The organism is Pseudomonas sp. RAC1, from assembly GCF_030658255.1.
Taxonomy (GTDB): domain Bacteria; phylum Pseudomonadota; class Gammaproteobacteria; order Pseudomonadales; family Pseudomonadaceae; genus Aquipseudomonas; species Aquipseudomonas boreofloridensis.
The window spans coordinates 23,188-47,663 of sequence record NZ_JAUTXS020000009.1 but is presented as its reverse complement, the minus strand read 5'-3'; the positions used below and the strand labels follow the sequence as shown (position 1 = coordinate 47,663).

The 24,476-nt window shown below is 63.1% G+C and carries 22 protein-coding genes; 13 read left to right on the top strand and 9 right to left on the bottom strand.

What is annotated here, in order from left to right:
- Nucleotides 1–66: 66 nt before the first annotated feature.
- Nucleotides 67–852, top strand: coding sequence for a sulfite exporter TauE/SafE family protein (locus Q7C30_RS01335; RefSeq protein WP_317870363.1), 786 nt, complete (start codon nucleotides 67–69; stop codon nucleotides 850–852).
- An 8-nt stretch (nucleotides 853–860) separates the two neighbouring features.
- On the opposite strand, the gene Q7C30_RS01330 is transcribed toward Q7C30_RS01335, so the two are convergent.
- The gene (locus Q7C30_RS01330; protein WP_317870362.1) at nucleotides 861–1,406 is read right to left on the bottom strand and encodes a histidine phosphatase family protein; all 546 of its coding nucleotides are present in this window, start codon (nucleotides 1,404–1,406) and stop codon (nucleotides 861–863) included.
- A gap of 94 nt (nucleotides 1,407–1,500) precedes the next feature.
- Here Q7C30_RS01330 and Q7C30_RS01325 point away from each other — a divergent pair, with 94 nt between their 5' ends.
- Together Q7C30_RS01325 and Q7C30_RS01320 are read left to right on the top strand one after the other, a co-directional pair.
- Entirely contained in the window at nucleotides 1,501–2,121 is a 621-nt protein-coding gene (locus Q7C30_RS01325) for a biliverdin-producing heme oxygenase (RefSeq protein ID WP_317870361.1), read from the top strand.
- Nucleotides 2,122–2,191: 70 nt separating this feature from the next.
- Complete coding sequence (locus Q7C30_RS01320) at nucleotides 2,192–3,271, top strand: pyridoxal phosphate-dependent aminotransferase (protein WP_317870360.1); 1,080 nt, start codon at nucleotides 2,192–2,194, stop codon at nucleotides 3,269–3,271.
- A gap of 9 nt (nucleotides 3,272–3,280) precedes the next feature.
- Here the strand turns inward: Q7C30_RS01320 and pdxB are convergent, their stop codons facing one another.
- Genes pdxB through rlmM form a run of 3 tightly spaced genes read right to left on the bottom strand, consistent with a single transcriptional unit; the run spans nucleotide 3,281 to nucleotide 5,832 of the window.
- Entirely contained in the window at nucleotides 3,281–4,423 is a 1,143-nt protein-coding gene (gene pdxB / locus Q7C30_RS01315; protein WP_317870359.1) for a 4-phosphoerythronate dehydrogenase PdxB, read from the bottom strand.
- 60 nt (nucleotides 4,424–4,483) lie between these two features.
- Nucleotides 4,484–4,726: a sulfurtransferase TusA gene (gene tusA, locus Q7C30_RS01310; protein WP_029613893.1), complete on the bottom strand. Its 243-nt coding sequence runs from the start codon at nucleotides 4,724–4,726 to the stop codon at nucleotides 4,484–4,486.
- Nucleotides 4,727–4,767: 41 nt separating this feature from the next.
- A complete protein-coding gene (rlmM, locus tag Q7C30_RS01305; RefSeq protein ID WP_317870357.1) occupies nucleotides 4,768–5,832 on the bottom strand; it encodes a 23S rRNA (cytidine(2498)-2'-O)-methyltransferase RlmM in 1,065 nt (354 codons plus the stop codon).
- Nucleotides 5,833–6,046: 214 nt separating this feature from the next.
- On the opposite strand from rlmM, the gene acnA reads away from it, so the two are divergent.
- Both acnA and Q7C30_RS01295 read left to right on the top strand, forming a co-directional pair.
- Complete coding sequence (gene acnA, locus Q7C30_RS01300; protein ID WP_317870356.1) at nucleotides 6,047–8,788, top strand: aconitate hydratase AcnA; 2,742 nt, start codon at nucleotides 6,047–6,049, stop codon at nucleotides 8,786–8,788.
- 274 nt (nucleotides 8,789–9,062) lie between these two features.
- Nucleotides 9,063–10,628, top strand: coding sequence for a PAS domain-containing methyl-accepting chemotaxis protein (locus Q7C30_RS01295; protein ID WP_295488080.1), 1,566 nt, complete (start codon nucleotides 9,063–9,065; stop codon nucleotides 10,626–10,628).
- Nucleotides 10,629–10,674: 46 nt separating this feature from the next.
- Here Q7C30_RS01295 and Q7C30_RS01290 read toward each other — a convergent pair whose 3' ends face one another.
- The 3 genes from Q7C30_RS01290 to Q7C30_RS01280 form a co-directional block, all read right to left on the bottom strand.
- Nucleotides 10,675–11,559, bottom strand: coding sequence for a pseudouridine synthase (locus Q7C30_RS01290; RefSeq protein ID WP_317870354.1), 885 nt, complete (start codon nucleotides 11,557–11,559; stop codon nucleotides 10,675–10,677).
- Between the two features lie 49 nt (nucleotides 11,560–11,608).
- On the bottom strand, nucleotides 11,609–11,917 hold the full coding sequence (locus Q7C30_RS01285; RefSeq protein WP_029613890.1) for a hypothetical protein: 309 nt from the start codon (nucleotides 11,915–11,917) through the stop codon (nucleotides 11,609–11,611).
- 121 nt (nucleotides 11,918–12,038) lie between these two features.
- On the bottom strand, nucleotides 12,039–12,275 hold the full coding sequence (locus tag Q7C30_RS01280; RefSeq protein WP_295483922.1) for a glutaredoxin family protein: 237 nt from the start codon (nucleotides 12,273–12,275) through the stop codon (nucleotides 12,039–12,041).
- Between the two features lie 197 nt (nucleotides 12,276–12,472).
- Between Q7C30_RS01280 and Q7C30_RS01275 the strand changes: the two genes are divergently transcribed.
- The 6 genes from Q7C30_RS01275 (at nucleotide 12,473) to Q7C30_RS01250 (ending at nucleotide 19,404) form a co-directional block, all read left to right on the top strand.
- Nucleotides 12,473–12,787: a YqjD family protein gene (locus Q7C30_RS01275; protein ID WP_029613888.1), complete on the top strand. Its 315-nt coding sequence runs from the start codon at nucleotides 12,473–12,475 to the stop codon at nucleotides 12,785–12,787.
- A gap of 9 nt (nucleotides 12,788–12,796) precedes the next feature.
- Nucleotides 12,797–13,171 carry a phage holin family protein gene (locus tag Q7C30_RS01270; protein WP_029613887.1) on the top strand — a complete coding sequence of 125 codons (375 nt, stop codon included), beginning with the start codon at nucleotides 12,797–12,799 and terminating at the stop codon, nucleotides 13,169–13,171.
- The gene (locus tag Q7C30_RS01265) at nucleotides 13,168–13,497 is read left to right on the top strand and encodes a hypothetical protein (protein ID WP_029613886.1); all 330 of its coding nucleotides are present in this window, start codon (nucleotides 13,168–13,170) and stop codon (nucleotides 13,495–13,497) included. The genes Q7C30_RS01270 and Q7C30_RS01265 overlap by 4 nt, the downstream gene beginning before the upstream one ends.
- A 74-nt stretch (nucleotides 13,498–13,571) precedes the next feature.
- Complete coding sequence (locus Q7C30_RS01260) at nucleotides 13,572–14,903, top strand: deoxyguanosinetriphosphate triphosphohydrolase (protein WP_029613885.1); 1,332 nt, start codon at nucleotides 13,572–13,574, stop codon at nucleotides 14,901–14,903.
- A gap of 270 nt (nucleotides 14,904–15,173) precedes the next feature.
- Entirely contained in the window at nucleotides 15,174–15,794 is a 621-nt protein-coding gene (locus Q7C30_RS01255) for a response regulator transcription factor (protein WP_039576511.1), read from the top strand.
- 13 nt (nucleotides 15,795–15,807) lie between these two features.
- Nucleotides 15,808–19,404, top strand: a complete 3,597-nt coding sequence (locus tag Q7C30_RS01250) for a transporter substrate-binding domain-containing protein (protein ID WP_317870352.1) — start codon at nucleotides 15,808–15,810, stop codon at nucleotides 19,402–19,404.
- Nucleotides 19,405–19,416: 12 nt separating this feature from the next.
- Here Q7C30_RS01250 and Q7C30_RS01245 read toward each other — a convergent pair whose 3' ends face one another.
- The gene (locus Q7C30_RS01245) at nucleotides 19,417–19,761 is read right to left on the bottom strand and encodes a YggL family protein (RefSeq protein WP_029613883.1); all 345 of its coding nucleotides are present in this window, start codon (nucleotides 19,759–19,761) and stop codon (nucleotides 19,417–19,419) included.
- Nucleotides 19,762–19,941: 180 nt separating this feature from the next.
- Between Q7C30_RS01245 and dacB the strand changes: the two genes are divergently transcribed.
- The gene (gene dacB / locus Q7C30_RS01240) at nucleotides 19,942–21,372 is read left to right on the top strand and encodes a D-alanyl-D-alanine carboxypeptidase/D-alanyl-D-alanine-endopeptidase (protein WP_037028091.1); all 1,431 of its coding nucleotides are present in this window, start codon (nucleotides 19,942–19,944) and stop codon (nucleotides 21,370–21,372) included.
- Nucleotides 21,373–21,447: 75 nt separating this feature from the next.
- On the opposite strand, the gene rlmKL is transcribed toward dacB, so the two are convergent.
- Nucleotides 21,448–23,640 carry a bifunctional 23S rRNA (guanine(2069)-N(7))-methyltransferase RlmK/23S rRNA (guanine(2445)-N(2))-methyltransferase RlmL gene (gene rlmKL, locus Q7C30_RS01235; protein WP_317870351.1) on the bottom strand — a complete coding sequence of 731 codons (2,193 nt, stop codon included), beginning with the start codon at nucleotides 23,638–23,640 and terminating at the stop codon, nucleotides 21,448–21,450.
- Nucleotides 23,641–24,186: 546 nt separating this feature from the next.
- Here rlmKL and Q7C30_RS01230 point away from each other — a divergent pair.
- On the top strand, nucleotides 24,187–24,402 hold the full coding sequence (locus Q7C30_RS01230; protein ID WP_080754714.1) for a ribosome modulation factor: 216 nt from the start codon (nucleotides 24,187–24,189) through the stop codon (nucleotides 24,400–24,402).
- Nucleotides 24,403–24,476 lie beyond the last annotated feature (74 nt).

Here is a 24,476-nt window from a genome sequence, read left to right as displayed (position 1 = left end):
CTATAACGAACAATCTATATGCTGCCCAGCATCCGACCACGGGCTAGCAGGCAGATTGAGTAGCGTATGGATGTAGGTTCTTTCGGTTTCACCATTGCCGGGCTGGTAGTGGGTTTCATCGTCGGCATGACCGGCGTCGGCGGCGGTTCGCTGATGACACCCATTCTGCTCTGGTTCGGTATCAACCCTGCCACTGCCGTGGGCACCGACCTGCTCTATGCCGCCATCACCAAGGCCAGTGGTGTCTGGGTGCACGCGCGCAACAAGAACATCGACTGGAAGATCACGGGCTGGCTGAGCCTGGGCAGCGTACCGGCAGCGGCCCTGACCCTGTGGTTCCTCAGCACGCTGCACACCGACACCTCGGCGCTCAACGCCATCATCAAGCAGGGCCTGGCCGTGGTGTTGATACTCACCGCACTGGCCATCCTGTTCAAATCCCGTCTGCAGGCCTTCGCCAGCCGCCATGCGGGCTACCATTACCACCTCAGTGCCCGCAGCCTGAACCTCCTCACGGTGACCACCGGCATCGTGCTGGGGGTCATGGTCACCCTGACCTCCATCGGCGCCGGGGCACTGGGGACGGTGGCGCTGTTCCTGCTCTATCCGTTCCTGGTCACCCGACGCCTGGTCGGCACCGAGATCGCCCACGCCGTGCCGCTGACACTGGTGGCTGGCCTGGGCCATGCCGGCATGGGCAACATGGACTGGTCGCTGCTCGGCTACCTGCTGCTGGGCTCGCTGCCCGGCATCTACCTGGGCAGCCACCTCACCGGGCGCATTTCCGACCGCGTGCTGCGCCCATGCCTGGCGGGGATGCTGCTGCTGATCGGCTACAAACTGGCGTTCTGACGCTCCACTCAGCCCGGCAGCAGTCGCAGGCGCCAGCGCTCGGTACGGCTCAACTCGATCCGCGCGCACGGCAGCACATCGATCGCCTGGCACGTGCCCAGCGACGCGTCCAGGACTTCAGCCAGTGCAGCGCGTATCACCAGCGGGTGAGTGACCGCCAGCCAGTCCCCTGGCGCAGCGAAGGACTCCAGCCAAGCGGCGACCCGCCTGTGCAGCGCCGCGAACGACTCGCCGCCATGGGGCGCCGCCTGTACATCCACCCCCCACCACGCCAGCGCGTCCGTTTCCTCCCGCTGAACCTGCTTGAGGCTCAAGCCTTGCCAACGGCCCATGTGGCAATCGGCCAAGGCGGGTTCGAGCTGCACTTCGGCGCCCAACCAGGCCGCCGTCTGCCGCGCGCGCCGCTCGGGCGCGCTGATCAGATGCGTACCGGGAGGTGCGCTGGCAAGAAGCGGCGTGTGCGCCAAGACAGGCTCTTCAGGATGCGAAAAGCAGCCAGTCTGCTGGGAACGGGTCTGGGCATGGCAGATCAAGGTCAGGCGGACGGGTTTCACCGTTGGAATCTCGGGCCGGTGGAATTAGGGCATCAATGAACGCTGCGATAGGATGGCCAGTCTAACCCAGGCAATATCCATCCGAGTCGATTCAATGCCAGACACCCCGCGCCCGCCCTCCAGCCCCTTGCTGCTCGCCCTGCGTCAGGGCACCCATGCGTGTCACAAGACGCTGGAAACACGCCTGCCATTTTTCAGCGACGCCTTCGATCTGCACGCCTATCGCCGCTTGGTTGCCGCCTACCATGGCTTTCATGCGCCGCTGGAGGCGCGACTGTCGGATTACCAGGACGACGAGCGACACAAGGCGCCCACGCTGCGCCGCGATCTGCAGGCGCTCGGCCTGACAGTGGCACAGATCGACGCCCTGCCGCTGTGCCGCGACCTGCCCATCATCACTGACCACGCCCATGCGCTGGGGGTGATGTACGTACTGGAAGGCTCGACCTTGGGCGGTCAGGTACTCAAGCGCGCCATGGCTCAACGCCTGGGTATCGATGCCGACAGCGGCGGCGGTTTTCTCGATGTGTATGGCAGCGCCACCGCCAGCCGTTGGCGTAGCTTCCTGCAACGGCTGGAGCAGGCACCAACGTCGCCTGCCGCCGTTGCCGATAGCGTGGCCTGCGCCGTGGCGACATTCGAATGCTTCGCGCAATGGCTCGATACCTGCCAGGTGCTGCTACCGTCCGATGAGCGCGCGCCCATCAGCGTCTAATTGCCACCATTCATTTGCCGGCTCGCGCTTCGTCTTCCCAGGTAGCCCATCAGCACAAGGAAGTCGAAGCATGTTCGAGCTGTCACGTCGTTCCCTGGTCGGCCTCGGCCTGGCTCTACCCGCCCTGGGTGCCCTGCGCATGACGCAGGCGGCACCGGTCGATTCCGGGCAGGTGCCACTCAATTACAACGAAAGCCCCTGGGGTCCGAGCGCAGCGGCGCGCCAGGCGATGGCCGAGGGCATCGGCGCTTGTGGGCGCTATCCCTACAAGGCCCAGTATCGATTGGTCGACCTGTTCGCCTCGCAGCACGGCCTGCAAGCCGATCAGGTCCAGGTGTTCTGCGGCTCCAAGCTGGCCCTGCAACATGCGGTGATGGCCTTCACCCAGCGCGGCAGCCTGGTGCTGGCCGACCCTTCGTACGAGGCCCCCGTGGAAGCTGCCCGAGCACGCGGCACGGCGGTGCACGCAGTGGCGTTGGACGCGGACCACGCGCATGACGTCGATGCCATGCTCGCCGCCGACCCGGCGCCCGGCATGATCTACCTGTGCAACCCCAACAACCCCACGGGCACGCTCACACCGCGCCGGTCCATCGAGCGGCTGCTGGCCCGCTCGGCGGCGAACACCACCGTGGTGGTCGACGAAGCCTATATCCACTTCAGCGACGCACCGAGCTGCATCGACCTGGTGCGCGACTACCCGCAGTTGCTGGTCTTGCAGACCTTTTCCAAGCTCTACGGCATGGCCGGGGCGCGCCTGGGCCTGGCGATCGGCCAAGCGCCATTGCTGCAACGCCTGGAGGTGTACGACGGCGAGAATGTGGCCGCTGCACCGACCTTGCTGGGCGGACTCGCCAGCTTGAACGATGCGCAGTTGGTGCCCAGCCGCAAGGCCGCCAACGCGCGCCTGCGCGACACCACGCTGGCCTGGCTCGCCGAGCGCGGCTGGCGCTGCACCGCGAGCCAGACCAATTGCTTCATGATCGACCTGCGCACAGCCGCGCAGCCGGTGATAGAGCGCCTGGCCGAGCACGGGGTGCTGGTCGGGCGCGTGTGGCAAAGCTGGCCGAACTGGATGCGGGTCAGCGTGGGCAGCGAAAGCGACATGCAGCGTTTTCGCCAGGCCTTTGCCCAGGTGATGCAGGGTTGAACGCTGCCGTCAGACCAGTGCCGCCCCCAGCGCATTGACCAGTTGCGCCAGCCGCGGCGCCCCTTCCGGCACCCGCACCCGCAGCCCTTCGATCTCGCGACGCGCCGGGTAGTGCTTGCGCAGCAGGTCGAAGGCCGCGCGTTGGGCCTCTGCGTCATCGCTCAGGCTGCGTCGGAAGTCCGCATCGTCGCGGCGCGGGTCATAAACCGCCCGGCACAGGGTCGCCAAGGCCCAGGTCGGATCGGCACTGGCATCGAGCTCCACGCTCACCAGCGGCTGCGGCGGCAGCAGGCTGGCCAGACGCACCGTTTCAGGCAGGCCCTGAGCCCGGCAGAAGGCTTGATAGACCTGCGCTGTGCCGCGCTGTTTGCCGTCCAGGCTATAGCCGGCGATGTGCGGGGTGGCCAGGGTGCACAGGTCGGCCAGCGCCAGGTCGACCTGGGGCTCGCCCTCCCAGACGTCGAGCACCGCGTGCACGTCGTCACGCTCGAGCAGCAGCGCACACAGGGCGGCGTTGTCCACCACCGGGCCACGGCTGGCGTTGAGCAGCCAGGCGCCAGGGCGCAGGCGGGCAAGCGCGGAGGCGTCGAGCAGATGCCAAGTGGGGTGCTCGCCGTCGCGTTGCAGCGGCGTATGCAGGCTGATGGCATCGCAGCGCTCCAGCACGGTCTCCAGGCTGACGAACTCGCCCTCCTCGCACGCCGCGCGCAGCGGATCGCACACCAGCACCTGCCAGCCCAGCCCCCGCAGTACCCGCACCAGGCGGCCACCGACTTCGCCGGCGCCGACCACACCGTAGACCCGTTCGCCGAGCGCCACGCCGTCGAGTTCGGCCAGCGTCAACAGGCTGCCCAGCACATAGTCCACCACGCCCCGGGCATTGCAGCCTGGGGCGCTGCTCCACTGGATACCGGCCTGGGCGAAGTGCTCCAGGTCCAGGTGATCGGTGCCGATGGTGCAGGTGCCGACGAAGCGCACCCGACTGCCCTCGAGCAGTTGTCGATCGACGCGGGTCACCGAGCGCACCAGCAACACATCGGCGTCCTTGACGCAGGCCGCGTCGATGGCCCGCCCTGGGTAGCGGCGGATTTCACCGAACCCGGCGAAGAAGGCATCGAGCAGCGGGATATTTTCGTCGGCAACGATCAGCATGGGCGCTCTCCTGTGGGGGAGCGCAGTGTAGGCGCTGCACGCCGGGCGATCCAGCCTGGGTCAGTCGGCTTTCTTGCGGATCCAGTACAGGTAGGTGCCGGCCTCTTCGTGCTGCTGCACCAGTTCATGGCCGAGGAAGGTGCAGAACTTGGGGATGTCACGCCGGGTCGAGGGATCGGTGGCGATGACCTTCAGCAAGCCGCCGGCGTTCAGGTTGCGCACGTGCTGGTGCAACATCATCACCGGTTCGGGGCAGTTGAGGCCGGTGGCATCGAGGGTCGCGTCTGGGGTCAGGTCGGTCATGCTGGGCTCCGCAAATGGGGTGGATATCGCGCCGGACGGGCTCAGCGCGGCTTCAGGTCGAGCCTGCGCAGATGGCAAGTCACTTCCTCGCGGTCGTGGTAGAGCTGCTTGCAGGTGATCGACACCTTGATCTTGCGCGCCTTGAACGCCGCCTCCATACGTTCGAGCAGCTTGTGCACCTCGGCGTACCGCTGCTTCATCGGCAGCTTGAGGTTGACCACCGCTTCGCGGCACAGGCCCTCGCCCAGCCAGGTTTCGATCAGCGAGGCGGTACGCGCCGGCTTCTCGACGATGTCGCAGACCATCCAGTCCACGGTCTGCCGGGGCTTCCAGGTGAAGCCGTCGGCCATCAGGTGCTGCACCAGACCCGTGTCCATCAGGCTCTCGGCCATGGGGCCGTTGTCGATGGCGGTGACCAGCATGCCGCGCTTGACCAGCTGGTAGGTCCAGCCGCCTGGCGAAGCGCCGAGATCGACCCCGGTCATGTCGTCGTTCAGGCGCTGCTCCCACTGCTCGCGCGGGATGAACTGATGCCAGGCTTCTTCGAGCTTGAGCGTCGAGCGGCTCGGCGCCTCGCGCGGGAACTTCAGGCGCGGGATGCCCATGGGCCAAAGCGCCGAGTTGTCGGCTTCAGCCACGCCGACGAATACCCGCCGACCGCTGATGAACGTCAGCAGCAGACGCGGCGCGGTGGGATCGTCAATCAAACGGCCCGCCTTCTCCAGCGCTTTGCGCAGTGGCCCTTCGAACTTGCGGCAGAAGGTCGACAATTCTTTGCCATCGTTGCTGTCGAGCACCTCCAGCCACAGGCTGCCGCACACCGGCAGTTGTGCCAGGTGCGCCAGCAATACGCTGATGCGGTCGGTTTCCGGCAGATCGAGGTAGTCGCCACGCGCCCACTGACGCGGAAAAATCAGCCGATCGAAGCGGCGCTCACGCATCAGCCGTTCGGCGCCGCCCTCATCCAGGCAGACGAATTCGGCGCTGGCGCTGTGCGGCTTGCCCTTGGCGTAGCCGGCGACGCCCAGGTGTGCGGCATGCTCGCTGATTTCGGCGCAGACTTCGCCCTCGAAGCCGGGGCGGCAATGCATGAACAGGGTAGTCATCTCTCACTCCACATCACTGGCGCAGACAGCGCCAGGGCGGCGAATGATAAAGGAAGTTCGGAACCTGCGACACGCCCCGCAGGTCCAGAACAGGGTCAGTACCGCCAAAGCGGTCTACCCTGATCGATCAGCCAGGCCCGTGCCGTGCGGGCCGACACAGAGCGGTGACACCGGCATCGACGAGTGCCGGGCACCGGCGCAGAAGGAGTTGGCAATGCCCTCGCTCGATAGCCTGAACACCCTCAAGACCCTCCAGGTGGGCCAACGTGCCTACCACTATTTCAGCCTCCCAGAAGCCGCCCGCCAGTTGGGCGACCTCGATCAACTGCCCATGTCGCTCAAGGTGCTGCTGGAGAACCTGCTGCGCTGGGAGGACGGCAAGACCGTCAGCGGCGAGGACCTGCATGCCCTGGCCGACTGGCTCAAGGATCGCCGTTCCAACCGAGAGATCCAGTACCGCCCGGCGCGGGTGCTGATGCAGGACTTCACCGGCGTGCCCGCCGTGGTCGACCTGGCGGCCATGCGCGCCGCCATGGCCAAGGCCGGCGGCGACCCGCAGCGGATCAACCCGCTGTCGCCGGTGGATCTGGTGATCGACCATTCGGTGATGGTCGATCACTATGCCAGCCAGGCCGCCTTTGCCGAGAACGTCGACATCGAGATGCAGCGCAATGGCGAGCGCTACGCGTTCCTGCGCTGGGGCCAGAGCGCCTTCGACAATTTCCGCGTGGTGCCGCCGGGCACCGGCATCTGCCACCAGGTGAACCTGGAGTACCTGGGTCGCACCGTCTGGACCCGGGAAGAAGACGGCCGCACCTACGCCTTCCCCGACACCTTGGTCGGCACCGACTCGCACACCACCATGATCAACGGCCTGGGCGTACTCGGCTGGGGCGTCGGCGGCATCGAAGCCGAGGCCGCCATGCTCGGTCAACCGGTGTCGATGCTGATTCCAGAGGTCATCGGTTTCAAGCTGACCGGCAAGCTGCGCGAAGGCATCACCGCCACCGACCTGGTGCTGACCGTCACGCAGATGCTGCGCAAGAAAGGCGTGGTGGGCAAGTTCGTCGAGTTCTACGGCGACGGCCTGGCCGAGCTGCCTTTGGCCGACCGCGCCACCTTGGCCAACATGGCACCCGAATACGGGGCCACCTGTGGTTTCTTCCCGGTCGATGAGGTGACCCTCGACTACCTGCGCTTGTCTGGCCGTCCGGATGAGACGGTCGAACTCGTCGAGGCCTACTGCAAGGCCCAGGGCCTGTGGCGAAATCCGGGTCAAGAGCCGTTGTTCAGCGACAGCCTGGCGCTGGACATGCATGAGGTTCAAGCCAGCCTGGCGGGACCCAAGCGGCCTCAGGACCGGGTGGCGCTGTCCGATGTCAGCCAGGCGTTCGACGGCTTCGTCGAATTGCAGCCCAAGCCGCCGGCCAAAGAGGTCGGTCGGCTGGAAAGCGAGGGCGGCGGCGGCGTGGCGGTCGGCAATGCCGACCAGGCCGGCGAGATCGCCTACACGCACGACGGCCAAACCCACACGCTGCGTGACGGCGCGGTGGTGATCGCCGCCATCACCTCTTGCACCAACACGTCCAACCCCAGCGTGATGATGGCTGCCGGACTGGTGGCCAAGAAAGCCGTTGAGAAAGGCCTGGTCCGCAAACCTTGGGTCAAGAGCTCACTGGCTCCAGGGTCGAAGGTGGTGACCGACTACTTCCAGGCCGCAGGCCTGACGCAGTACTTGGACGAACTAGGATTCGACCTGGTGGGCTATGGCTGCACCACCTGCATCGGCAACTCCGGGCCACTGGACGAGGCCATCGAAAAAGCCATCACCCGCGCCGACCTCACCGTCGCCTCGGTGCTCTCGGGCAACCGCAACTTCGAGGGCCGCGTGCATCCACTGGTCAAGACCAACTGGCTGGCCTCGCCCCCATTGGTAGTGGCCTATGCCCTGGCCGGCAGCGTGCGCATCGATCTGACCCGCGATGCACTGGGCACGGGCAAGGATGGCCAACCGGTATACCTGCAGGACATCTGGCCGAGCCAACGGGAAATTGCCGACGCAGTGGCCAAGGTGGATACCGCGATGTTCCACAAGGAATACGCCGAGGTCTTCGCCGGCGATGCCCAGTGGCAGGCCATCGAAGTGCCACAGGCTGCGACCTACGTATGGCAGAACGATTCCACCTACATTCAGCATCCACCCTTCTTCGAGGACATCGCCGGACCTCTGCCGGAAATTACCGACATCCGCGGCGCTAGAATCCTGGCGTTGCTTGGCGATTCGGTGACCACCGACCACATCTCACCCGCTGGCAACATCAAGACCGACAGCCCCGCCGGTCGCTACCTGCGTAGCAAAGGTGTCGAACCACGCGACTTCAACTCCTACGGCTCTCGCCGGGGTAACCACGAAGTGATGATGCGCGGTACGTTCGCCAACATCCGTATCCGCAACGAGATGCTCGGCGGCGAAGAAGGCGGCAACACCCTGTTCGTGCCCAGCGGCGAGAAACTGTCGATCTACGATGCGGCCATGCGCTATCAGCAGGAAGGCACACCTCTGGTGGTGATCGCCGGTCAGGAGTACGGCACGGGGTCTAGCCGTGACTGGGCGGCCAAGGGCACCAATCTGCTGGGGGTCAAGGCCGTGCTGGCCGAGAGCTTCGAGCGCATCCACCGCTCCAACCTGGTAGGCATGGGCGTACTGCCGTTGCAATTCAAGGCCGGCGAGGATCGCAAGCGCCTGGGCCTGACCGGCAAGGAGCGGATTGATGTGCTGGGCCTGGAGGGTACGCAAATTCGCCCCGGCATGAGCCTGCCCCTGCGCATCACCGCGGAGGACGGCCAGCAGCGGGACATCGAAGTGCTATGCCGCATCGACACCCTCAACGAAGTGGAATACTTCAAGTCCGGCGGCATCCTGCACTACGTGCTGCGTCAACTGATCGCAGGTTGAGTCAGATCGGGTGAACGCACTGTGCAGAGGCGGCCGGTTACAAACGCCGCTTCTGCACAGATCATCCTACAAAGTCAGCCAATGACACCTGTGACCAATCCGTCACAAAACCGCCTAAAAAATGTAATCATGCCGCTAATTCCCGCCAAAATCCGCCTTCCGTAACCGATAGCGAACGCTGACTCTTTGCTCTGGATCAAGCGGGACAAATATCGGCTCAATAAATTCCCTGACGTGCCGATACTTGGGGAAAGCCACGCGGATCGAGCAACCCATGCGCAACAACCAGCCGATTACACAGAGAGAACGGACTTTCCCTGCTCAGCAGCGGTTGATTTCCACCACCAACGCCAAGGGCGTGATTACCTACTGTAACGATGCCTTCATCGAGATCAGTGGTTTTTCGCGCGAGGAATTGATGGGCGCGCCGCACAATCTGGTGCGCCACCCGGATGTGCCGGCAGCGGTCTTCGCTCATATGTGGCAGACCCTCAAGCAAGGGCAGCCCTGGATGGGGATCGTCAAGAACCGCTGCAAGTCCGGCGACCATTATTGGGTCAATGCCTACGTTACGCCGATCTTCGACAACGACCAGGTGGTCGGTTTCGAGTCGGTGCGGGTCAAGCCCAGTGCCGAACAGATCCGCAGGGCCGAGGCGCTGTATCAGCGCATCAACCAAGGCAAGACGGCAATACCGCGCCGCGACAAATGGCTGCCGGTGCTGCAGGACTGGGTGCCATTCATCCTCATCAGCCAGATCGGCTTCCTGATCGGCAACTGGTTCGGCCATTCCTGGGGCTTCGCACTGGCTGCGGCGGTTTCCGTGCCATTGGGCCTGCTCGGACTGAGCTGGCAGCAACGAGGCCTCAAGCGCCTGTTGCGCCTGGCCGAGCAGACCACCTCCGATCCGCTGATCGCCCAAATGTATACCGATAGCCGCGGCGTTCAGGCACGTTTGGAAATGGCCATGCTCAGTCAGGAATCGCGCCTGAAGACGTGCCTGACCCGCCTTCAGGACAGCGCTGAGCACCTCAGCGAGCAGGCCCGACAGTCCGATGAACTGGCGCACAAGAGCTCGTCGGGCCTGGAGCGACAGCGGGTAGAGACCGAGCAGGTCGCGGCTGCCGTCAACCAGATGGCGGCCACCACCCAGGAAGTGGCGACCCACGTGCAACGTGCGGCCGACGCCACACAGCAAGCCAACCGCCTGACCAGCGAAGGTCGGCAGATCGCCGGAGAAACCCGCGACGCCATCCAGCGCCTGTCGGTAGCCGTCGGCGAAACGGGTCAGACCGTTACCCAACTGGCCAAGGACAGTGACGAAATCGGCGGCGTGGTGGACGTGATCAAAGGTATCGCCGACCAGACCAACCTGCTGGCACTCAACGCGGCCATCGAAGCGGCGCGGGCAGGAGAAATGGGTCGCGGCTTCGCCGTGGTTGCTGACGAGGTCCGTCAGTTGGCGCAGCGTACCGCCGAATCCACCGGGCAGATCCATGGCTTGATCGCCAAGCTGCAACAAACCGCCAGCAATGCGGTGCAGACCATGGAGACCGGCCATCGCCAGGCCGAAGAAGGGGTCGAACGCGTGCTGCAGGCCGATCAGGCGCTGGTGGGCATCAGCGAGGCGGTGGCCAATATCACCGATATGGCGACCCAGATCGCGGCGGCCACGGAAGAGCAATCGGCGGTGGCCGAGGAAATCAGTCGCAACATCAGCACCATCGCCGACCTGGCCGACCAGACCGCCGAACAGGCCCAGCATTCGGCGTCGCTCAGCGAGGAATTGACCAGCACGGCAGGTACCCAGTACTCGCTGGTGGAGCGCTTCAACCGCTGAACCAGCCGTGGGCCAGGGCGAACTGGTCGCCCTGGCCCACGGCTGATCACCAGGCCAGGGTCAGGCGACTCTCGAACTCGCGCGTCTCTCCGGTCAGCGGGTCTTCGAAGCGAAGGCTGTGGGCCAGCAACTGCAAGGGTTTCTGGTAGTCGTCGGCGTCCGGCTGCAGATCGGGATAGAACGGATCGTTGCAGATCGCCGCTCCCAACGCGGCCATATGCACCCGTAGTTGGTGGGTCTTGCCGGTGACCGGCGATAAGCCATACAGCCAACGCTCTGCGTCACGCTTCAACACCTCGGCCAGGGTCTCGCTATTCGCCACACCCGGCACTTCCTGCATGCGAAAAAACGGCTGACCATGCTCGAGACGGCTGCGATGCACTAGGGGAAAGCTGCGCTGCGGCAGAGGGGCGGCGATGGCCTGATAGCGCTTCTCGATGCGGCGCTGTGGGAACAACTGCTGATACGCGGTGCGCGATTGCGGGTTGGCCGAAAACAGCACCAGCCCTGCCGTGTGTCGATCGATACGGTGCAAGGGCACCAAGTGCGGATTGTCCAGACGGCGGATCAGGCGACGCAGCAAGGTCTGTTCGACATACTCGCCGGTGGGGGTGACTGGCAGGAAATGCGGCTTGTCGGCCACCACCAGATGCTCGTCGCAATGCAGGAGGGTTTCCTGAAACGGGATGGGGCGCTCGTTAGGCACTTCACGAAAGTAATGCAGGCGCAAGCCACGGCGGTAAGGCAGATCGGCAGCGACAGGCTGACCGTTGGCATCGAGTACACGGCCACGGGCGAAGCGATCGAGCCACTGCTCGCGGGCGATCGCCTTGAAGTGATCGCAGAGACAGTCGAGCACGGTGGACCAATGCCCAGGAGGAAGGCAAACCGTGCTGGCTTGCTGACGTGCAGGGTCGAACGGGGTGGACATGGCGTGCTCGGCAGTCAGGGGGCAGGCATTATCGCCAATGGCCACATGATCAACCAGCTTCGTGGGCCAGTTCGCAACGCGACTTGAGCCAACGCAACACCTGCACGGCTTCCCAGCGCCCGGCGTCGTAGAGGGCATAAACCATGCCTTCGTAGCCCACCACATCCAACGGCCGGTGGAAACCAGCGCGCTGAAAAAGCGCCTCGATTTCGGCGAAACAGGTGTTGAAATGCACCTTGCCGAACGGCGTGCGATCGTCGGTGACCACGCCTTCCATGCGCAGTTCGAGCACGGCATCGCAGACGGTGTCGGGAGACATGCGATTGACGCTGTACTTCAGTTGCTCGACGTTATGCATGACCTTATCCCGGATACTGTATCTTTATACAGCATACGAACCCTGCACCGTCCCGTCAATTCACCCAAGGCCGCCCTCGCATTCTCCGATGGACGGCACTCGCGGGCGACCACAAAGGCGGTCAGCGTAGAAACGCGACGACCTGCTCAGCTTCGAACGGCCAGAGCAATTCGGCACCGTTGTCACAACGCCGCAACAGCGGAATGACCAGCCCGTATTGCTCGAACAGCGCTGGGTCATCGGCGATGTCCACCAACTCCACCAGCAGCCCGTGCTCGACGAACGGCATGAGCACCGCTTCGGCCACTTCGCACAGATGGCACCCCAAGGTGCCGAGCAATTGGCATTCAGGCAGCATGGTCCAGTTCCCGGGCGTGGTGAAAAGAAAGCTATTCTAGGCCCGTTGGTCGCGCGCTGCATCTGCCCAGCAGTCCTCGCCTGTGCGGGTGCCAACCCATTGGCGCTGCGCGCAAAGGGGCGCAGCGACGACAGCGGCTGAACCTTCGGCCACACTCATCACTCGAAAGACCCACAGACTTCAACAGGGAGAGGCCCATGGCCAGCAAATCGGCAAAGACTGCACAAGACATCTTGATGGCTGACTTCCAAGCGCTGGTGCGCGACACCGAGAAGCTGCTCGCCGACACCGCCAACCTGGCCGGCGATCAGGCTGACGAACTGCGCGGCCAGATTCACGAGCGCCTGCAGCAGGCCCGTGACAGCTTGCAGGAAACCCAGGAATCGGTGCGCGAGCGCGGCCAGGCCGCTCTGGGGACTGCCGAAGAATACGTGCAGGAAAATCCTTGGCAGGCCATCGGCATCGCAGCGGGTGTCGGCCTGCTGATCGGCCTGCTTGCCAGCCGCCGCTGAGGAGGACGCATGGACAACGACGCCATCGGCACCGGCGCCACCGGCAGACGCCTCGGCGCGGCCATACTGGGCCTGCTGCATAGTCATATCGAACTGTTCGGCATCGAGTTGCAGGAGCAAAAGGGTCGTACACTGCGTCTGCTGCTGTTCGCGGGCCTGGCACTGGTGTTCGCACTGCTGTTGCTGACCGCACTCTCGGGGCTGTTGCTCGTGCTGCTGTGGGACAGCTATCGGCTGGCCGGTATCATCGGCCTCTGCGTGTTCTACGGCCTTGCCGCAGTGTTCTGTGGCGTGCGTCTGAAAGCGGCAGTATTCGATGAGTCTTCACCGTTCCACAGCACCCTCGAAGAACTTGCCAAGGACCGGGAGCGCCTGTTGCCATGAGCCTGCCTGAACTGCCCACCAGCCGTAACCCGCGCGAACTGCGCAAGGCCTTGCTGCGTCTGCGCATGGAAATGCATCGCCAGGAAATTCGCCACGAATCCGGGCAACTGCTCGAACCGGTCCGACGCCTGCGTGGCATGGGCGCTTCGGTTCAGGACGGACTCGGCATCAAGCACGCGCCGCTCTGGGGCATTGGCGCCGTCGTCGCGATGGGCTTTCTGACCGGTAAAGGCGTGCGCAACGGCACGCTGGCACGCCTGCTGCGTCTGGGCGGCAGCCTGGCGCCGCTGGTGCGCCTGTACCTGAAGAACGGTCGTCGCGGCTGAAGCCCGGCGCCCGACGCTTGCGCGGGCGCCTGCTAATCGGGAAGCTATGGCCACCCCCTGACGGAGATCACGCCTTGGACTGGCACACCCTGCTCAACCGCGAACGCCTCGGCAAGGCCCTGTACAGCCCCGAGGAACTCGGGCGTAGCCCGTTTCACAAAGATCACGACCGCATCATCTTCTCCGGCGCCTTCCGCCGCCTGGGCCGCAAGACTCAGGTTCATCCGGTGTCCAGCAACGACCATATCCATACCCGCCTGACCCACTCACTGGAAGTCAGTTGCGTCGGCCGCTCGCTCGCGATGCGGGTCGGCCAGACCCTGCGCGAGGCATTGCCCGAATGGTGCGATCCCAGCGACCTGGGCATGATCGTGCAGTCGGCCTGCCTGGCCCACGACATTGGCAATCCGCCCTTCGGCCACTCCGGTGAAGATGCGATCCGCCACTGGTTCCAGCAAGCTGCCGGGCGCGGCTGGCTGGATGACATGAACGACGATCAGCGCGCCGACTTTCTCAATTTCGAAGGCAACGCCCAAGGTTTTCGCGTACTCACGCAACTGGAATACCATCAGTTCGACGGCGGCACCCGGCTTACCTATGCCACCCTAGGCACCTACCTCAAGTACCCCTGGAGCGCTCGACACGCCGATGCACTCGGGTACAAGAAACACAAGTTCGGTTGCTACCAGAGCGAACTGCCGCTCCTGCAGCAGATCACCCAGAAACTCGGCCTGCCGCAACTGGAAGAGCAGCGCTGGGCGCGTCATCCCTTGGTGTATCTGATGGAGGCGGCGGACGACATCTGCTATGCCCTGATCGATCTGGAAGACGGCGTGGAGATGGAGCTGCTGCAATACGCGGAAGTCGAGGCGCTGCTGCTGGACCTGGTGGGTGACGACCTACCGGACACTTATCGCCAGTTGGGACCCGACGATTCACGACGGCGCAAGCTGGCTATCCTGCGCGGCAAGGCCATCGAACATCTGACCAATGCCGCAGCCCAGGCATTCGTCGAACAGCAACCGGCCCTGCTCGCCGGCGTGCTCAGTGGCGATCTGGTCGAGCACATGCATGGTCCGGCCAAACACTGCGTGCTCCAGGCCAAGGAAATCGCCCGCAAGAAAATTTTCCAGGACAAGCGCAAGACCCTTCACGAGATCGGTGCCTACACCACGCTGGAAATCCTGCTGAACGCCTTCTGCGGCGCCGCACTGGAACAACACGGCGGTCGTACGCCATCGTTCAAGAGCCGACGCGTACTGGACCTGATCGGTAATCACGCACCGGATCCGCACGGCTCGCTGCACAATGCGTTCTTGCGGATGATCGACTTCATCGCCGGCATGACCGACAGCTACGCCAGTGAAATGGCTGGCGAAATGACCGGACGGTCCATCCCCCACTGATCTCGATAGGCGCGAGGTGAAGGCCTCGCGCCTGTTGAAGGCAAGTTCCTACACAAGCATCTTCCGTCTAAACGACTACAAACAAATAGTGACGGATGGAGGCTGCCTACCGATTTTCTACCCGTGAGTTGTAAATATTCGAAACAACTGTAGTACATCGCTGTAGGTTTTTTCCCATAGTTACACTGTGCTGCACGCTCATACGCCCGATGTCTGTCAACTGCGATAAGGTCTCGCTCGCCTTTGCCACTCATCGCCCGGGAAGTTGATATGAGCACGATCTTCATCGTTGATGACCACCCTGTCATTCGTCTGGCCGTACGCCTGTTGCTGGAAAACCAGGATTACACGGTCATCGGCGAATCCGACAATGGCGTCGATGCCATGCAGATGATCCGTGAAACCCTGCCGGACCTGGTTATCCTGGACATCAGCATCCCCCGTCTCGACGGTTTGGAGGTACTGTCGCGTTTCCAGGCCATCGGACTTCCACCTAAAGTGCTAGTGCTCACCGCACAATCGCCAGCCTTGTTCGCCATCCGTTGCATGCATTCAGGCGCCGCTGGCTTCGTGTGCAAACAGGAAGATCTGAGCGAGCTGCTCAGTGCCGTCAAGGCCGTGCTCTGCGGATACAACTACTTCCCCAGTCAGGCAATAAAAAACGGAACTGAGTCATCCGCTCAGGAATTGGAAATGTTCCGACAGATCAACGACAGAGAGTTGATGGTCCTTCAGCTGTTTGCCATGGGGCGTAGCAACAAGGACATCGCCAAAGGCATGTTTCTCAGCAACAAAACGGTCAGCACCTACAAGAAACGTCTGATGCAGAAACTGCAGGTTTCAACACTGGTCGAGTTGATAGAAGCGGCCAAGCGCAACGCGTTGGTGTGAGGTGAGGCACGTCATGCCAAGGTACTTCACCTGTCTACTGCTGATCCTGATGGGCCTGGGGGTTCAAGCCCATGCGCAGCCAAGCGCCCCCAAGCCTTTGAACCTGCTCGCGCGTTCGAGCGCCGAAGCCGTCAAACCGCCGTTTTCCCCGGCGCAGCGCCAATGGCTGCGGGGCCGCAAGCATTTGCTTCTGGGAACCTCTGCGCCGGACAACCCGCCCTTCGACGTGGCCAGCAACAGCGAATATCAGGGCATTACCGCCGAGTATGCTTCCCTGATCGGACGCGCTCTGGGCGTATCGGTGCAGGTGCTGCGCTTTACCAGCCGCCAGGAGGCCGTACAGGCCTTGAAGTCCGGGCGAATCGACATGCTCGGCAGCGCCAATGGCTATGAGGCCGCAGTCGCCGACATCGCGCTGTCACGCCCCTACGCAGTCGACCAACCCGTGCTGGTGACCCGAGAAGACGACACGCGCCCGCTGGACACGGGGCTGGCGGGCCTGCGGCTGAGCATGCTTTACCACTATCTACCTTTGAAGGAAGTGCGCGCACTCTACCCACAGGCCAGGCTGCAGACGTTCGCCTCCACCACCGAAGCGCTCAACGCCGTAGCGTTCGGTCAAGCTGACGTGTTTCTCGGCGACACCATCTCGACCCACTTCCAGCTCAACCGCGGCCATCTGCCGAGTCTGCGCATGGCGAATTTCGGCAAGCATGAAGCCACCGGCTTCAGCTTCGCCCTGCGGCGCGAAGACAACGTGCTGATGAGTCTGATCAACGTCACCCTGGACACCCAACCTGCTAGCGTAACCAGTTCGATTTTCAAGCGCTGGAGCGCAGGCAGCGACCTGCTGCTGACCGACCGACGACTGCAACTGACCCCGCGTGAAGAACACTGGCTGGCAGAGCACCCCAGCATGAGAGTCGTGGTGACCGATACCTCTGCGCCACTGTCGTTCTTCGACAGCAACGGTCATTTTCGCGGTATCACCGCCGATCTACTTGAGCTGATTCGTCTGCGCACGGGGCTGAAGTTCAAGATCCAGCGCGCCAGCGGCATTGGTGAAATGATCGAACAGGTCCAGGCAGGCAACGCCGACCTGATCGCCGCCATCACCCTCGGCGGCGCCGACGGCACGGGGCTCAAGCCCAGCCGCGCTTACTTGGAAAGTCCGTACGTCATCGTCACTCGCAGCGGTAGGCCCTTCGCCTCGCTCGAGCAGTTGAAGGGCCGCCGTGTGGCAGTGACTCGCCATACCCCGGCGGCTGCCATTCTGGCCGCGCGTCACGCGCAGATACGCCGCATCGAAACCGAGAGTACCTTCTACTCACTGGCCCTGCTGAGCAGCGGGGCGGTGGATGCGACCATTACCACCCTGCTCGATGCCAACCATGCCATTGCCGCCAACAGCAATCTGGTGATCCGTGCCAGCTTCGGTAGCGAACCGGCTTCATTTTCCATGGCCAGCGCCAAGGAGCAGGCCGTTCTGGCCTCTATTCTGGACAAGGCGCTGCTGAGCATCACTCCGGAAGAGCTCGGCGTCATCAACAGCCGCTGGCGCGGCTACGCCCTGCACGACGGCGGCCAGTGGCGCGAGTATCAACGACTGGTGATCCAAGTGGTGCTCGGCATCGGCATCCTGCTACTCATGGCACTGGCATGGAATGCCTACCTGAGACACCAGATCGGACAACGCCGCCAGGCCGAACGGGCCTTGAACGATCAGCTCGAATTCATGCGCGCACTACTCAACGGCACGCCCCACCCGATGTATGTACGCGACCGCGAAGGACGTCTGCAAAGCTGCAACGACAGCTACCTGGAAGCGGTGGATGCCAGCGCCGAAGAGGTCATGGGCAAGCGCCTGCAGGAAAGCCTGTTCAGCAACTGCGACTACACCCGACAGATTCACGCCGATTACCTGCAGGTGATGGCGGCAGGCACGCCGCTGATCATCGACCGTCCCCTGCGCCTGAAGGATCGCGAGCTGACCATCTATCACTGGATCCTGCCCTATCGCGACTCGCTCGGTGAGGTCCAAGGCATCATTGGCGGCTGGATCGACATCAGCGAGCGCCGCGAACTGATCCAGGACCTGCGCCTGGCCAAGCAGCAGGCCGACGATGCCAACCGAGCCAAGAGCACGTTCCTGGCCACCATCAGCCACGAAATACGCACGCCGATGAACGCTGTGATTGGCATGTTGGAACTGGCGGTCAAACGCGCCGATCATGGCCAACTGGACAAATCCTCGATCGAAGTCGCCTACCACTCAGCCAAGGATCTGCTTGGTTTGATCGGCGACATCCTCGATATCGTCCGTATAGAGTCCGGCCATGTGTCCCTCGCGCCGGAACCCGTGGAGCTGGCAGCGCTGATCGAGTCGGTCAGGCGCGTGTTCGAAGGACAGGCGCGGGAAAAAGGTTTGATGCTGGAAGTGTGCATCGAACCGTCCGCTCGCTGCCACGCCTTGCTCGACCCGCTGCGTTTCAAGCAGATCCTGTCCAATCTGGTGAGCAACGCCATCAAATTCACCCATGAAGGCCATGTACGGATCAAAGCCTCGGTGCAAAGTGGTGAACGCCCCCGGCTCGAACTCGAGGTGCGCGACAGTGGCATCGGCATCCATGACGATGACCTACGACGGCTGTTCAACCCCTTCGTCCAGATCAACCCGCAAAGCGAAAACGCCCGTACCGGTACTGGCCTGGGCCTGGCGATCTGCCGAACGCTGTGCGACATGATGGGAGGGCATCTGGCGATCAAGAGCTTGCAGGGCGTCGGCACACAGGTACGACTGATGATGCCCTTGCAGTGTATCGAGCCGTTTCCGGTCAGCATCGAGCAGGAGCCGCGCCTCTATAACCCGAACCTGGACCTACGCGTGCTGGTGATCGACGACCACCCCGCCAACCTGCTGCTCATGGCCCAACAGTTGGCCTTCCTGGGACTTCAACCTGAAAGCGCCCGCGACGGCCGGGAAGGTCTGGAGAAGTGGCGCACGGGTCACTTCGACGTGCTGATACTCGACTGCAACATGCCACGCATGAATGGCTACCAACTGGCCGAGGCCGTTCGCAGCGAAGAACACCGCCAGGGCCTGTCGCCCTGCACCATCCTGGGCTACACCGCCAATGCCCAGCCTGAGGTGCGCCAGCGTTGTCTGGATGCTGGCATGGATGACTGCCTACTCAAGCCTATCAGCCTGCATACACTGAGCAGGCATCTTTGCACCGTGCAGCCCATGCGCGAACGTCCTGCCCGGACGCCATTCGACCTGATCGGACTCGACAAGCTGATTGGCCATCGCAGCGAAGATCGCGTGCGAATGCTCACCACCCTGCAGATGAGCCTGGCAGACGACCTGACACTGCTGATGTCCCTGGATGCGGAACACGAACAGCAGGCCATCATCGATCAGGCGCACAAGATACTGGGCGTCGCACGCATGCTGGACGCGAGGGCGTTGATGAACAGTTGCGAGGCGCTGGAGGAGAAAGGCGTGTCGCTGTCCCAGCTGAAACTGCGTCGCCAGGCGTTGGCGCGCCACCTGCGACGGGTGCAGAGAGCCCTGTCCGGCCAGCGTGAGCGGCCGATCAGGACTCCTTGAAGGGACGCGGGATCAGGACGCCGAGTTGATCGGCTTGTCAGGATACCAAGCGTCCAGCAGCGGGCTGACTTCGATTTTGGTCAGTTCGCTGCGACCTTTGAGCCAGGATTCGACGGTGGCGCGCTGCTCTTCGCTGACCGAGCCACGCTTGGCCAGGCAGACCAGACCGAAATCATCGCCGCCGACATAGTCCAGACCATTGGCATCCATGGCCTCTGCCAGGAAGGCGTCGAGGAAAGCGTCGATGGCTTCGTCGGACAGGTCTTCCTTGAAATCCAGGTTCAGTTCGAAACCCAGCTCCTGGAATTCATCCACGCACAGCTTCTTGCGCAGACGACGGGAACGGTTGGTAGCCATTGAAACAATCCTCTTGAGTAATTACGCGCGGCACTTTACCAGTTTCCGTCACGCAAAGGCGCTTTTGTCTTGAACATGCCCACAAACTGTACGCTTGGGGCATAATGCCGTCTTGATTTCGTCAAGGGGCCATCATCTTTTACAGCCCCGTTTTCTTTTCCCTCGTCCGCAGGGTCACCTATGATCAAGACGCTTCGCCCACTGTTTCTGGCCGGCCTGCTGCTCCCCATCGCCCTTCCCGTCTCGGCCGCCGCTGTCAACACCACCCTGCCGCCCAAGGTGCAGCAGGCCCTCAAGGCCAACAAGCTGCAGGACAACGCCTTGTCGCTGGTGATGCTCCCCCTCGACGGCCCCGGTAACCCGACCATCTTCAATGCCGACGTTTCGGTGAATCCGGCCTCGACCATGAAGCTGGTGACCACCTACGCAGCCCTGGAATTGCTCGGCCCCACCTTCCAGTGGAAGACCGAGTTCTATACCGATGGCACGTTGAGCAACGGCGTGCTCAACGGCAACCTGTACCTGAAAGGTGGCGGCGATCCCAAGCTGAACATGGAAAAACTCTGGCTGCTGATGCGCGACCTGCGTGCCAATGGCGTGCGCACCGTCACCGGCGACCTGGTACTCGACCGCAGCCACTTCGTCCAGCCCAACCTGCCACATTTCGACGATGACGGCGGCGATGTGAACAAGCCGTTCCTGGTCAAACCCGACTCGCTGCTGGTCAACCTCAAGGCCCTGCGCTTCGTGGCACGCAACGACGGTGGCAAGGTCGTGGTGTCGGTCGAGCCACCGATCGCCAGCATCCGCATCGACAATCAGGTCAAGCCGGTGGCGTCCAAGCAGTGCACCGGCGATGTGCGCTACAACCCCGTGGTGCAGCCAGACGGCGTCAGTGTCACGGTCAGCGGCCAACTCGGCGACGGCTGCAACTCGCAGACTTACCTCGCCCTGCTCGACCACCCCGCCTACGCCGCCGGTGCGGTGCGCGCCATCTGGAACGAGCTGGGCGGCAGCATCCAGGGCCGCGATCGCATAGAAAATGTCCCCAAGAGTGCTCGTCTGCTGGCCAGAGCCTTCTCGCCAGACTTGGTCGAAGTGATCCGTGACATCAACAAGTACAGCAACAACACCATGGCCCAGCAGTTGTTCCTCAGCCTCGGCGCACAGTTCCGCACCGATGCCGACGGTGACGACGCCCGCGCCGCGCAGCGCGTGGTGCGCCAATGGCTGGCCAAGAAAGGCATCACGGCGCCGCATTTGGTGATGGAAAATGGCTCCGGCTTGTCGCGCGCCGAGCGGGTCAGCACCCGCGAGATGGCGGCGATGCTGCAAGCAGCCTGGAAAAGCCCCTACGCCGCCGAATTCATCAGCTCCATGCCGCTGGTGGGTATGGATGGCACCATGCGTAAACGCCTGAAACGCACCGCCATGACCGGGGAAGGCCACATCAAGACCGGTACGCTGAATACGGTTCGTGCCATCGCCGGTTTCAGCCGCGACAGCAATGGCCATACCTGGGCCGTCTCGGCCATCCTCAACGACCCTAAACCGTGGGGCGCCTCGCAGGTACTGGACCAGGTGCTGCTGGATCTGTACCGCCAGCCCTAGGGAAGGGTCGACGTCAGGCAAGAAACGCAGACGGGGCGGTGCGCCGAACAGGTCGGCACCCCGCCCCGTGGCGCTTCAGCGCAACTGCAGACGCCAGGCCCGGTGGATGCGGTTGTTGCGAGCGAAGTCCGGATCCAGGGTCTGGGTGCTGATTTCCTCCACCGCATAACGCTCCAGCAGGTGCTCGTCGAGCTGGAACTTGCGGAAGTTGTTGGAGAAGTACAGCACACCGCCCGGCGCCAGCCGTGCCATTGCCAGGTCGAGCAGGCGCACATGGTCGCGCTGCACGTCGAACACCCCTTCCATACGCTTGGAGTTGGAGAAAGTCGGTGGGTCGATGAAGATCAGGTCGTAGCTGTCCTGCGCACTTTCCAGCCAGGCCATGACATCGCTCTGCTCCAGACGGTTGCGCTCGGAAAAGCCATTGAGCGAAAGGTTGCGCCGCGCCCAATCCAGATAGGTCTTCGACAAGTCGACGCTGGTGGTGCTGCGCGCGCCGCCCTTGGCCGCATGCACGGTCGCGGTCGCGGTGTAGCAAAACAGGTTGAGGAAGCGCTTGCCGGCTGCCTCACGCTGAATGCGCAGACGAATGGGCCGGTGATCGAGAAACAGGCCTGTATCGAGGTAGTCGGTGAGGTTGACCAGCAACTTCACGCCGCCCTCATTAACCTCCTGGAAGCGCCCCTCCGTCGCCTGGCGCTCGTACTGACGGGTCCCGCCCTGGCGCTCGCGGCGCTTGAGTACGACCCGCTGCGGATCGATGCCCAACGCCTGGGGAATCGCTGCCAACGCGTCGAGCAGACGGCCCTGGGCTTTTTCCGGATCGACCGAACGTGGCGCCGCATATTCCTGCACATGCACCCAGTCTTGATACAGGTCGACCGCCAGCGCGTACTCAGGCATGTCGGCATCGTACAGACGGTAGCAGTCGACTTGTTCGCGCCGGGCCCACTTGCCCAGTTGCCTGAGATTCTTCTGCAGGCGATTGGCGAACATCTGCGCGCCTTCGGACAGACGCGCCGTTTCGGAGCTCAGCGCTGGCGAGGTGCGCGCGGCGTCGCCCGATTGTTCGGCCGGGCGGCGCTCGGAGGTGACGAACTGGTCGGGCTGGACCCTGAACAGCAGCAGCTTGCACGGCAGCGCGCCGTTCCAGAACGCGTATTGCTTGTGGCTGCGAATACCCATGCGCTTGCCCAGCTCAGGCGCGCCGGTGAATACGGCAGCCTCCCAGCCCAGGCAGGCCTGGCGCAGGCGCTCACCCAGATTCTGATAGAGATACAGCAGGCTCGCTTCGTCGCCCAGGCGCTCGCCATACGGCGGGTTACTGATCACCAGGCCTTTCTGGTTCTGATCCGGCCGAGGCTCGAAGCTGGCCACCTCACCCTGATAGATCTTTACCCAGTCGCCCAGACCGGCTCGCTCGACGTTGTTGCGCCCAGGCTGAATAAGCCGCGGATCGGCTTCATAGCCGCGAATCCACAGCGGTGGCTTGCCGAGCCCGGCCTCGGCGCGGGCCTGGGCCTCGTCATGCACTTTGCGCCACAGTGCCGGTACATGGCCCTGCCAGGCGCTGAAACCCCAGCGCTCACGCTTGAGGTTCGGCGCGATGTCGGCGGCGATCATCGCCGCCTCGACCAGGAAGGTACCGACACCGCACATGGGGTCAGCCAGCGCACCACCCTCAGCGGCAATACGTGGCCAGCCGGCGCGGATCAGCACGGCCGCCGCCAGGTTCTCCTTGAGCGGCGCTGCGCCTTGCTGCAAGCGATAGCCACGCTGGTGCAGGCTGTGGCCGGAAAGGTCGATCGAAAGGATGGCCTCGCCGCGATCCAGGCGCAGGTGTACCCGCAGATCCGGGTCGATCTTGTCCACCGACGGACGCTGCCCGTCGCGGTTGCGCAGTTTGTCGACGATGGCGTCCTTGACCTTGAGCGCGCCGAAGTGGGTGTTGTCGATGCCGGAGCCGTGGCCGCTGAACTCGACGGCCAGTGTGCCGTCGGCGGCCAGATGCTCCTGCCAGTCAACGGCATTGACACCATCGTACAGGTCGTCAGCGTTCTTCATGGCGAAGCGCTTGACCACCAAGAGCACCCGGTTGGCCAGGCGCGACCAAAGACAGAGACGATAAGCAGTTTCCATATCGGCCGCGCCCCGGATCGCCGAGGTGTGCTCCCGCACCTCGGCCAGGCCCAGCCCGCGGGCTTCTTCGGCTAGCAGGCCTTCCAGGCCTTTGGGACAGGTGAGATAGAGTTCGATTGAGTCCGACATGTGCAGTGCAGTGCCTCTGGCTGTGTGCTGGCAAGACGACGCATCGTCATTGCCTCTGTTTGCCCGAATACCTTTTCATCAGATATCCAGGTGGCGCCTCGATAACGAGACGCCGGGCCGCCCGTTCGTTCCCATCCGCCAAAACGCGAGAAGAAATTTGATCGTCGGGCAGTATGAAAAATTTCGTATGACTCGGGCCAAGCGTGACCCTTCGTCGCATTGCTGAATATTACGTCAGATCGCTGGCGCCAATGGCCAAATGATTTCAACCCCTGGCAAACCCCAACCAATGCGGGTGTTTTCTGAAACAAGGTTGAGTCGCATTTACTTACTTATCCTTTCATCGGCTGAAAGGTTACGTCCTTATGACAAATCGATCATTCACAGTGTGACTCGCATTGGTTAGAACTGACCTCAGGTCGCCTTGCAACGGGGTGACACTTCCAGCTCGCCACGCCGGCAGCGAGCGCAAACCGGCAGAAAGACTCTGCCCGGCCTCAGAGAGGCCGACGGGACATTACAGTCAACAAGTGAGGGCAACACCCTATGAGAAGACTTAAGCGTGATCCGTTGGAAAGAGCATATTCACGTGGCTACCAGTATGGTGTCACCGGAAAATCCCGCGAACTTTGCCCCTTCAGCCTGCCTTCGGTTCGCCAGGCCTGGATCAACGGCTGGCGTGAGGGTCGCGGCGACAACTGGGACGGCATGACCGGCACTGCTGGTATCCACAGACTCAACGAAAATCACGCCGTTGGCTGAACGAGGTTACTGATTTCGATTCACCATGAACGTCCCACTCGGACGACGGGCTAGTGCCCAAGGGCCCCTTCACG